A 9,430-nucleotide genomic window follows, 5' to 3' on the forward strand; every position below is an offset into this window, starting at 1 on the left:
TAATCGTTGTGGCAGAAACGACTATTGTTTCTGCCACAACGATGGAATTTTACTGTACCTGGCAAAGTCTTTCGCTTTGTATTTCGCATACTGCAAATAAACTCTGAAGTCTTTGCTCATTTCTAATGCCCCCTGCGCTTGGATCAATGCTGCTGATCGGTTGTTCTCCACCAAGGACATAGCCAGTGAAAGACAATAAAGCGCGTATTCACGCCGGGCTATCCGCTTTGTGTTTGCCCGCTCGCTTTCAGGCAGATACCTCTGCATTATATCAATCACCTTGCTGATGTCACGGATATTCTGCCCATTGGCGATAGACAATTGCGTGATACTATTATTGCCCCAATAGCGGTACATAGACAAGCACTTGGGCGAGTATGCAACTGAAAAATGTGCTGCTATACGCGTCCACATTTCCCAATCTTCGCCGTAGTGCACGGCGTAGAAGCTACCAAGTTGCTCATACACTTTTCGCTTAACCACGATGGAAGGCGGCTGCACGCGCAGCTTTTGGGCGTTCAATACCAGAAAATCTTTCAGCAATCCGGATGCCTGCATTAGCGGGTTCGGAACGTAGAAGCTTTGGTCGCCTTCTATTGCCTTCGGTGTATTGAAGATTGTGATACTAAAGGCGGTATTGGTAAAAGCAGCACCGGCCTCAGGATACTGGTGGAAAAGCGCTTCCACTTCTCCATAGAACCCAGGCATAATTAAATCATCACCGTGTAGGATATGCACCCATTCTCCCAAAGAGCGGTTCAGACAGGTTTCAAAGTTGCGTAAGCTGCCTACGTTCTGCTCTTGGCGGAAATATTCCACTCGGTTCTTGCCTATGCGCTTCACCAATTCTTCTACGTCCCCATCCGTGCTACAGTCGTCAACCACCATTATCTGCATTTTTTCTGGACCTGGTGCTTGGGACAGCACACATTCCAAGGTCTCCTGCAAGAAAGCAAAACAATTATAAGCGGGAATCATTACCGACCACTGAGGCCTGTGCACATGGGCAGGCACCGGCTCGATCTGGGGCGGTGTGCTGGGAATTCGCTCACGTTGAATGCTGGTAACTTTTGAAGAGAACATTATCCTCTAAGTGTTGCTGAATGGCGAATGCCATCGGGTGAGTATTCAAGCAACTAGTATGCTACCCGCCAACGACCTGCATTTGAAAAAATTCAGTCTGGTATTAATATGAGAAGATTGGACTTGAACAGCAAGTTAGTGATTATTACGGAAAAATTATTACAGTGCTCAAGTGTATGTAAAAATTTTAATGATAAAATTATATTAATAAGCGTTTGTTGTACATACAAAGGCTAAGCAAAGCCGACTACCACGTTATGGCTCGTCGTACCTAGCTTCTAATACAAGCAATTGTACAAGAGCGAAAGAAAGGAATGAACCCTAACCTCAGTTTAGTCTTTTTGCTTTGTTGCTTTCATCTCACTGGCATTTTATCTTGTTTTTACTTTCTATATGAGAGCTTATTATTGCTTTTTTCATTAGTGCTACAGGGGCACTTCATTTTCGTGCCTAATTTATAGTTGCATGAAATCCACGTACACCTAGGGCTTTGGCCACGCTCTAGCAGTATACCGGGAGTTCATCAGATACACAATTGATGACTACGGGTATAGGGTACATCATCTCTCTATCTTATAGGTTACTGCTGGCTGCAGGATAAACATACTTTACTCTAAGTGGGCTTTACTACCTCCTTACTACGTCGGATATACCCTTTTTTCCAAACCACTACCATGTGGCAGCAACAGCATGCTCAGTTTCATGGACAACGCCTACGTATTAGTCCCACTCTTTTTCTTTTCGGCTTGTGACTGTGGCTTAAAACGGCATTCGGTCACAGTGCCAACTACTTCTATTCTAAAGTCACAGTCTTCGTAAAATACAGCCGCCTAGTTTCTATATACCGGAGGCTTCAAGAAAGTCAACGGGACGGTTTCGCGTAAAAGAAGGCGAATTCGGGTTCGTCTGCTGCCCCGTCGTCACGTTTCAAGAATATTCGTGAGTTTTGACGCAGTGCATATAAGCCTAAGTCACTGAGCCGATGGCCAAGCGTGTCACGTAATCCACCGGTATCGGCAAAGACAAACCTTACTATGAAGCTATTAACGCTTTTCCTCTCAGGCAGTCTGCTGCTAGTAGGCCCTGTTTTGTATGCCCAGACAACGCCTCCGTCATACAACGAACCAGTACGCCTAACAGTGGCAGCCGATGGCTCGGGCAACTACCGCACCATTCAAGAAGCTGTCATGGCCGTGCGCGACTTCATGCAGGTGGAAGCTACTATCTTCATCAAGAATGGCACCTACCGCGAGAAGCTCCTAATTCCTTCGCAAAAGACGCATATCACGCTAATCGGAGAAAGCAAAGAAGGGGTTATCATCACGTATGGCGACTATTCTGGCGACGCTGAGAAGCACACCACGTACAGCTCTTCCACAGTACGCGTACAAGGCAACGACTTCACGGCCGAGAATATCACCTTTGAAAATTCAGCTGGCCGGGTGGGGCAAGCTGTAGCCCTGCACGTAGAGGGCGACCGAGCAGTGTTTCGCAACTGCCGTATGCTGGGCAATCAGGATACGCTGTTCCTGGCCATCGAAAACAGCCGCCAATATTACCAGGACTGTTATATCGAGGGCACCACCGACTTCATATTTGGTGCCAGCACAGCCGTGTTCGACCATTGCCGTATTTTCAGTAAGAGCGACTCATACATCACAGCTGCTTCCACCACGCCTCGGCAGCTGTATGGTTTTGTGTTCCTGGACTGCCAGCTTTCGGCGGCTCCCGAAGCTAAGAAAGTGTATTTAGGCCGGCCCTGGCGGCCGCACGCGCGGGTGGTATTCCTTCGCACCGACATGGGCGCGCATATCTTGCCGGTGGGCTGGCACAACTGGGACAAGCCTGAAAATGAAAAAACAAGTTATTACGCTGAATACCAGTCCAAAGGACCAGGTGCTATCACCCAAGGCCGAGCCTCTTGGGTTCGGCAGCTAACAGCACGAGAAGCTCGTCAGTATACTTTGAAGCACGTGTTTGCTGGTACAGAAGCGTGGATACCGAATCGAACACAACCACAACCTTGATTATTGCGGTTACGCTTGGCGAAGGCCACCATCTGCCTGAGTCGGCAGTAGAGGTTTGTTTTGTGCTTTCACCCCGACAGCATTGGTGCTACATAGTAACACGCAAGCCTTTACCAGACAGGTTGTGATAAGTCTATAATAAAGAGGCCCTTTGTTCTGGTTATAAACTGCGAATCTGGTAGCAAGAAAGTGGCCAACAAGTCTATGTACACTGAACCCTTGCCCTGATGACGAAATCCTTTCTGGCTTTTCTAAAACAGAATCCTACCGTGTTCTAGCTACGGGTCATCTGGGAAAATAACCACTAGCCGCTATGACACATAGTCCACGTAGATGGATGTGGTAAGTCTATCTGCTTAGCGAACTGGGCTGTTACGCTGATGTTGCAGGATGTCAGGTACCCGGGCTTCCACCCAGTCAGCCAAATCCCGCACCCTAGCTGCGGCCTGCTCTCCCCAGGGCGTTAAGCTGTATTCAACGTGCGGAGGAACCACTCCGTAGGCCACGCGCTGTACAAGTCCATCACTTTCCAGCCGTTGCAACGTCTGAGCCAACATTCGTTCGCTTACGCCCCCAATCAAACGCCGGAGTTCACTGAAACGCCGGGTGTTGCCTTCTAAAGCAAGTAGTGCCAGCACGCCCCAGCGGCTGGTTATATGCTGCAGAATTGCGCGAGAAGGACAAGCAGCCGACAACACATCGCCGCGTCGTAACTGCTCGGACAACATGGTGGGGGCTTCTACGGCTAAGGCTGCTTCTTTTTTCATACTTACCTTTTTGTACGTACTTACGTTGCGTAAGTATAGCAAGTAATTTTGTGGCATTCATCACTTAATTCAGTATGCCATGACTATTGCCATCAGTGCCGCCACCGGACAGCTCGGTCGTCTTGTTGTTGAAAAGCTAAAAGCCAAAGTGCTCACCGACCAGGTTGTTGCGCTGGTACGCACGCCAGCGAAAGCCGCAGACTTAGGCGTAGAAACTCGTGAAGCAGATTATTCCAAACCAGAAACGCTAGCGTCTGCGCTGGCTGGAGTGGATACGTTGCTGCTTATTTCCTCCAGTGAAGTAGGCCAGCGGACTACACAACACCGCAACGTAATAGAGGCCGCTAAAAACAGCGGCGTGAAGCACATCGTGTATACCAGCGTATTGCATGCTGATTCCTCCTCGTTGAGCTTAGCTGAAGAGCACCGCGCCACCGAGGCTATGCTACGGGATTCCGGCATTGCTTTCACCTTGCTGCGCAACAGTTGGTACACGGAAAACCACACCAACTCAATTCCAGGAGCCTTGGCTGGCGGTAGCTTCCTCGGCAGCGCCAAAGACGGCAAGATTTCGTCCGCCACGCGGGTAGATTTTGCCGAAGCGGCAGTGGCTGTGCTCACTAGCGAAGGCCACGCAGGTAAAACCTATGAACTCGCAGGCGACGAGGCGTACACGTTAGCGGACTTGGCTGCAGAGGTTTCGCGTCAGACTGGCCGGGACATTCCCTACAAAGACCTCTCAGCAACAGAGTACGCCGCTGCCCTTACCGGTTTTGGGTTGCCTGAAGGTTTGGCTCACGCTATTGCCGGGTGGGATGTAAGTACCTCGCAAGGTGCACTGTTCGACGACAGCCGACAGCTTTCCCAGTTGATTGGACGGCCAACGACGCCGCTTGCTACAGCTGTTGCCGACGCCCTCAAATAGCACATATTGTGATGGTCTGACCCATTGCAGCGTCAGGTGTTCCGCCACATATTCTGGTGGTTGACCTGGCGCTGCAATGACTTATAGGAGCAATGTTTTTCAATATTTTGCCCGCCGTTGTATCATCAATGCACAGCCATTTGAGGCTCCGTTTGCGTGTGTTCCCCTCTATATGTGTTGCTATGGACTGATTCATGAACACACTATCAACTGATAATTTCTGTAGGCAACGCGGGAAGACTAGGAGACTTCTTGGTTATCGATTCAAAAGCTGATTCCGTCGATGCACAGCATCTTTCCGGCTACTGGAATTGCGGCAGGGCAGCCGGTCAGTCACTTTTGTGTATCAACCCGCTTGTAATGCAGGAAAGCGCACGTGGTCAACAACTAGAGCTGGGAGTACGCTGGGTACACAATCCGCCCAGTCGATCTTAGCGAGAAGAAGTTACGTGCCTTTTTGTGATTCACTTCTGAATTCTATGCCCATGAAATTGCGTGAAGAACACCGCCAACTACTCTACGATTATGCGGGGCGGCTCATGCGTCAAGGCCATTCCAACCAGCAGGTACAAGCACGGCTGCATGCGTGGGGTGTGCCGGCACAACAGGCTCAGGTGCTGACCCAACAGATGCGGAGCCAGTTCCACGAAGACCCTCCGCCACGCCCTTCTATCCGAGCATTGTGGCAACACCTAATCCAGTACTGGTCGGGCCGCTAGTACTAGTAGCAGAGAAGCTCCACTAACTTGTAGCAGCAACAAGGTCGTAACGGTAGCCTGCTGTGCTCGATGTAGAGTAATGCATTTCTTAGCCATGAGCGTACTGCTATTCAACAGGCAGTATGGGCCGTGGTTGCTGGTGGGTTAGCGTAGCTCCTGCGCTGGCTATCACAATAAAGCTGACTGCTACCCATTGGCCAACTGTGAGTTGTTCGTTTAGCAGCAACCAGCCCGACAGAGCGGCAGCAACAGGCTCCAAACTCATCAAGATGCTGAAAGTGCGAGTTGGCAAAGACTTCAGCGCCTGCATTTCCAATGAGAAAGGCAAGATGCTGGAAAATAACGCCAGGAGCCCTCCCAGCAGCAACACATGGGGGGTCAGGACTTGTAAATTGCCGCTGGCTATTCCAAAGGGTAACACGGGCAACGTGGCGAACAGCATACCCACGGCAACAGCTACCGGCCCTGGTAACAAGGCGGCTGTACGCTGCCCCAATACGATGTATACAGCCCAAAATGCGCCCGCAGCCAGCGCAAAAGCCATTCCCAGCAAGTCAACACCCGAACCGGACCAGGGAGCAATTAAAGCAATACCAGCAGCGGCCAGCAGCACCCATACTGCATCCAGCCAACGCCGAGAACCAACTAATGCTAGCGCCAAAGGCCCAACAAACTCTAAGGTCACAGCTAGCCCCAAAGGGATGCGAGCTAGCGCACAATAGAATAGGAAGTTCATGGCCCCCAGGGCCAACCCGTAGGGTACCACTGCTCGCCACTGCGTAGGTTGCAATTGCCCAAATCGTGGGCGCACCACGGCCAGCAGCATCAGCGCCGACAAGCCAATACGTAAGCTCGTGGTAACGGCAGCTCCCAAGAGCGGAAACAGCCCTTTGGCAATAGCGGCTCCTCCCTGCACGCTAACAATGGAAAGCAATACGGCCGGCACGGCCGGCAGAAGAAAGCGAGAAGCCTTAGCCATAGAGCACACAGTAGAGAAGGCTGTACAAGTGCAGCCTTGCAACTGCAAAAGTCGACTAGATCCAGACAGCAACACAGATTCAGCTCCAGTATTTTGTCACGAACACCATCCGTCTATCCCTTCCAGTGCCTGCCCCCATCGCCTCAATCCAGTAGGCAGCGGGTTGCCACACTTTAGACAGAACGCCATTACGACGTAACAGCAGTATGAGCGAATACAAGGGTTCTGTGCTGGTGACCAGTATCTGCAAGGCTGTTAAGCTGAAAGCAACGAAGCATCCTTGTTTTGTTCACTAGTAAAATTTCTGTTAGGTAGTCAACCTATCAATGCGTGAAACTGGTAACTAATGCTGTAGAGTTGTTAAGTGCTTGTAGCAGGAACGTGCCCATGCGTGCATATGGCAGTAACCCAGTACCTTGCTGGCTCCATGCGCTGATTTTCTACGGTACTACGCAACCACAATATAGCTTAGTGAGGTGCTACTACACTATTTGCCCTACGCCCATGAAATTTGTTTGTTCGCTACTGCTGTTTGCTTTCACCTTGCTTGTAAGTTGCTCACAGGCTCCCAACCAGCCCGAAACCAATTCCAAACAACCAGCAGCCACCCCAGTGCAAGGCGAACCTTGTTCTATTAAGCTTCCCGGCATAGAATTCACTAAATCGATGCATAACGCCGCTCAAAATACGCGCGTGGTCAACGGCAAACTCTGGCTCCACAGCGACGCCAAGCGCGACAACTTCAACGACCCCGACAGTAAGCTCACCAACAACACGGCTCCCTTGTTGCTGACTGAAATCGACAACAGCAAACCCTTCACATTGACCGCGAAGGTGACGCCCGAGTTTCTAGAAATGTATGACGCAGGCGTCCTCTATATCTATAGCAAAGACGACTTATGGCAAAAGTTCGCATTTGAGCGCGACGAACGAGGCAAAACCCGTATTGTCAGCGTCCGCACTATCGGCACCTCCGACGACAATAACCACGATGTAGTAACCCGCAATAATGTATATCTAAAAATATCATCTGACACCAAAACGGTCGGCTTCTATTACTCATTAGACAAGACCACTTGGCAGTTGGCACGTCTCTACAAAAACGATTACCCCACTCGAACCTGGGTGGGTATTAGCGCACAGTCACCAATCGGTCAGGGCTCAACCGTCCAGTTCGAGGACTGTTCTCTCACACAAATCAGCGTCACCAATTTTAGAAGCGGTATTTAAATGTCCTCTGGATATACTAATAGCATTAATCAGCTTTTATAAAATGTGCCGCTAATGTAAGATGGGCTGTTTGCTACATCAGTGTAGCAAACAGCCCATCTTGCTTCAGACCTATTTTTAGCACATAGTTATCCAACTACCGCTACCAACGTATGCTCGGACAGAAACTCAATGAACGTGTAGGCATTTGTATCTTCCTACTTGTGTTCAGTATCCCTTTACCTGCGCTTGCTACGTGATTCTTAGGTATGAAGAAGGCTTTTTATGCTGTCCTGATTAGTTCAGGACTATTCTGCACTGAGCCTTCTTACGCTCAGACGCCAGGCACTTGGGGCACCTGGCATATCGGCACACTAGTCTTGCCAAGCAGTATAGAAAAGAAATGGGGCGGTTACATCGAAATACAAGCCCGCGCTAATGGCGTCTTCCAACAGTATTTCTACAACGAGCTGAAAGGTGGCCTGAGTTATGACCTCGACAAGAACTTCACCGTGCTAATAGGCACTGGCCGCTATAGCACCTTCGACGACCCTGGACCGATAAACGTGGAAAAGCGCCTGTGGCAGCAATTAGTGCTTACGCAATTGATGAGTCGCATAAAAATCGAGCACCGATACCGAGTGGAACAACGGTGGCTAACCTACCAAGCAGAAGATAGCACTGCTTTTCGCCAGCGCCTGCGTTATCGACTTAATGCCTTCATACCACTCAACCACACGACAATCACCGACAAGACGGTATTCCTATCTATTTACGACGAGGTGTTCCTAAATCCTAGAGGGCCAGTACTTGAGCGGAATCGGATATATGCTGGCGTAGGGTATCAACTCAACGCTCACCTGAACATGCAGCTAGGCTTGGTAAGACAAGCTAATTACAACCAGCCTAAAGCAGTACAAGGCAGCTACATACCATTAACTACGTCTACTAAGAACAACGTGGTGGTTGCTCTTACTTACCGGCTGGCACATCGCAACTCCACACCACGCATTGAAACACTTCCTTCTCAACAAGACTAAAGCAATGAGGTATCTTATCGTCTAATTGTGGATGTACTAACTGCGTGGGAGAAACATAACTGGTATCTCATTAAGCCAATATATCCTTCATGCAGCTATCCATATCCCAGCTTAAAGTGGATAGCTATAAACGGCCAACGCCCCTCGACGGCACGAAGCCGGAGGGGCGCTGGACTCATAACAGTAAGGTTGGCGGCGACCGACTCTCCCACCGATGAAGGCAGTACCATAGGCGCTCCGGGGCTTAACGACTCTGTTCGGAATGGGAAGAGGTGAACACCCGGGCTAAAGCCACCATTACTGGTGTCGTCGGCTGCGGCCCCCCACTACGGGAGGAACAGCCAACGCAAAGTCATTGACACAAGGACAAGCGAGAAAACCAGTAGCCCACACGGCGTCGTGTATACATGAAGCGTTCGAGTCATTAGTACGGGTCAGCTGTGGCATTTCGGCCTCTACACTTCCCGCCTATCAACGTGGTCATCTCCCACGACTCTTCCTATATCGGAAATCTCATCTTCAGGTGAGTTTCGCACTTAGATGCTTTCAGCGCTTATCTCATCCTAGCGTCGCTACCCGGCGCTGCAGCTGGCGCCACAACCGGTGCACGAGCGGCTAGTCCAACTCGGTCCTCTCGTACTAAAGTCAGGTCCTGTCAAATTTCCTACGCCCACCACAGAT

Annotated in this window: 8 protein-coding genes and 2 rRNA genes (1 of these 10 only partly in view); 5 read left to right on the forward strand and 5 right to left on the reverse strand. The window is 50.2% G+C overall.

What is annotated here, in order from left to right:
• Positions 1–21: 21 nt before the first annotated feature.
• Positions 22–1,083, reverse strand: coding sequence for a glycosyltransferase family 2 protein (locus tag MTX78_RS24645; protein ID WP_243803471.1), 1,062 nt, complete (start codon positions 1,081–1,083; stop codon positions 22–24).
• Positions 1,084–2,117: 1,034 nt separating this feature from the next.
• On the opposite strand from MTX78_RS24645, the gene MTX78_RS24650 reads away from it, so the two are divergent.
• Positions 2,118–3,110 carry a pectinesterase family protein gene (locus MTX78_RS24650; protein ID WP_243803472.1) on the forward strand — a complete coding sequence of 331 codons (993 nt, stop codon included), beginning with the start codon at positions 2,118–2,120 and terminating at the stop codon, positions 3,108–3,110.
• Between the two features lie 356 nt (positions 3,111–3,466).
• Here MTX78_RS24650 and MTX78_RS24655 read toward each other — a convergent pair whose 3' ends face one another.
• On the reverse strand, positions 3,467–3,877 hold the full coding sequence (locus tag MTX78_RS24655) for a winged helix-turn-helix transcriptional regulator (protein ID WP_243803473.1): 411 nt from the start codon (positions 3,875–3,877) through the stop codon (positions 3,467–3,469).
• 79 nt (positions 3,878–3,956) lie between these two features.
• On the opposite strand from MTX78_RS24655, the gene MTX78_RS24660 reads away from it, so the two are divergent.
• Both MTX78_RS24660 and MTX78_RS24665 read left to right on the forward strand, forming a co-directional pair.
• Entirely contained in the window at positions 3,957–4,802 is an 846-nt protein-coding gene (locus MTX78_RS24660) for an SDR family oxidoreductase (RefSeq protein ID WP_243803474.1), read from the forward strand.
• A 485-nt stretch (positions 4,803–5,287) separates the two neighbouring features.
• Complete coding sequence (locus MTX78_RS24665; RefSeq protein ID WP_243803475.1) at positions 5,288–5,521, forward strand: hypothetical protein; 234 nt, start codon at positions 5,288–5,290, stop codon at positions 5,519–5,521.
• Between the two features lie 106 nt (positions 5,522–5,627).
• Here MTX78_RS24665 and MTX78_RS24670 read toward each other — a convergent pair whose 3' ends face one another.
• Positions 5,628–6,500 (reverse strand): EamA family transporter, encoded by an 873-nt coding sequence (locus tag MTX78_RS24670; protein ID WP_243803476.1) that lies wholly within the window; start codon positions 6,498–6,500, stop codon positions 5,628–5,630.
• Positions 6,501–7,004: 504 nt separating this feature from the next.
• Here MTX78_RS24670 and MTX78_RS24675 point away from each other — a divergent pair.
• Together MTX78_RS24675 and MTX78_RS24680 are read left to right on the forward strand one after the other, a co-directional pair.
• On the forward strand, positions 7,005–7,730 hold the full coding sequence (locus tag MTX78_RS24675) for a DUF1349 domain-containing protein (RefSeq protein WP_243803477.1): 726 nt from the start codon (positions 7,005–7,007) through the stop codon (positions 7,728–7,730).
• 248 nt (positions 7,731–7,978) lie between these two features.
• The gene (locus MTX78_RS24680) at positions 7,979–8,749 is read left to right on the forward strand and encodes a DUF2490 domain-containing protein (RefSeq protein ID WP_243803478.1); all 771 of its coding nucleotides are present in this window, start codon (positions 7,979–7,981) and stop codon (positions 8,747–8,749) included.
• Between the two features lie 187 nt (positions 8,750–8,936).
• Here the strand turns inward: MTX78_RS24680 and rrf are convergent.
• Both rrf and MTX78_RS24690 read right to left on the reverse strand, forming a co-directional pair.
• A 5S ribosomal RNA gene (gene rrf / locus MTX78_RS24685) occupies positions 8,937–9,048 on the reverse strand.
• Positions 9,049–9,153: 105 nt separating this feature from the next.
• A 23S ribosomal RNA gene (locus tag MTX78_RS24690) occupies positions 9,154–9,430 on the reverse strand (it continues 2,632 nt past the right edge of the window).

The sequence above is a fragment of the Hymenobacter tibetensis genome (assembly GCF_022827545.1).
GTDB lineage: Bacteria > Bacteroidota > Bacteroidia > Cytophagales > Hymenobacteraceae > Hymenobacter > Hymenobacter tibetensis.

Excerpts from the sequence above, each read along its gene's own strand:
- MTX78_RS24645 (WP_243803471.1), bottom strand. The coding sequence starts at position 1,083 with ATGTTCTCTTCAAAAGTTACCAGCATTCAACGTGAGCGAATTCCCAGC.
- MTX78_RS24650 (WP_243803472.1), top strand. The coding sequence starts at position 2,118 with ATGAAGCTATTAACGCTTTTCCTCTCAGGCAGTCTGCTGCTAGTAGGC.
- MTX78_RS24655 (WP_243803473.1), bottom strand. The coding sequence starts at position 3,877 with ATGAAAAAAGAAGCAGCCTTAGCCGTAGAAGCCCCCACCATGTTGTCC.
- MTX78_RS24660 (WP_243803474.1), top strand. The coding sequence starts at position 3,957 with ATGACTATTGCCATCAGTGCCGCCACCGGACAGCTCGGTCGTCTTGTT.
- MTX78_RS24665 (WP_243803475.1), top strand. The coding sequence starts at position 5,288 with ATGAAATTGCGTGAAGAACACCGCCAACTACTCTACGATTATGCGGGG.
- MTX78_RS24670 (WP_243803476.1), bottom strand. The coding sequence starts at position 6,500 with ATGGCTAAGGCTTCTCGCTTTCTTCTGCCGGCCGTGCCGGCCGTATTG.
- MTX78_RS24675 (WP_243803477.1), top strand. The coding sequence starts at position 7,005 with ATGAAATTTGTTTGTTCGCTACTGCTGTTTGCTTTCACCTTGCTTGTA.
- MTX78_RS24680 (WP_243803478.1), top strand. The coding sequence starts at position 7,979 with ATGAAGAAGGCTTTTTATGCTGTCCTGATTAGTTCAGGACTATTCTGC.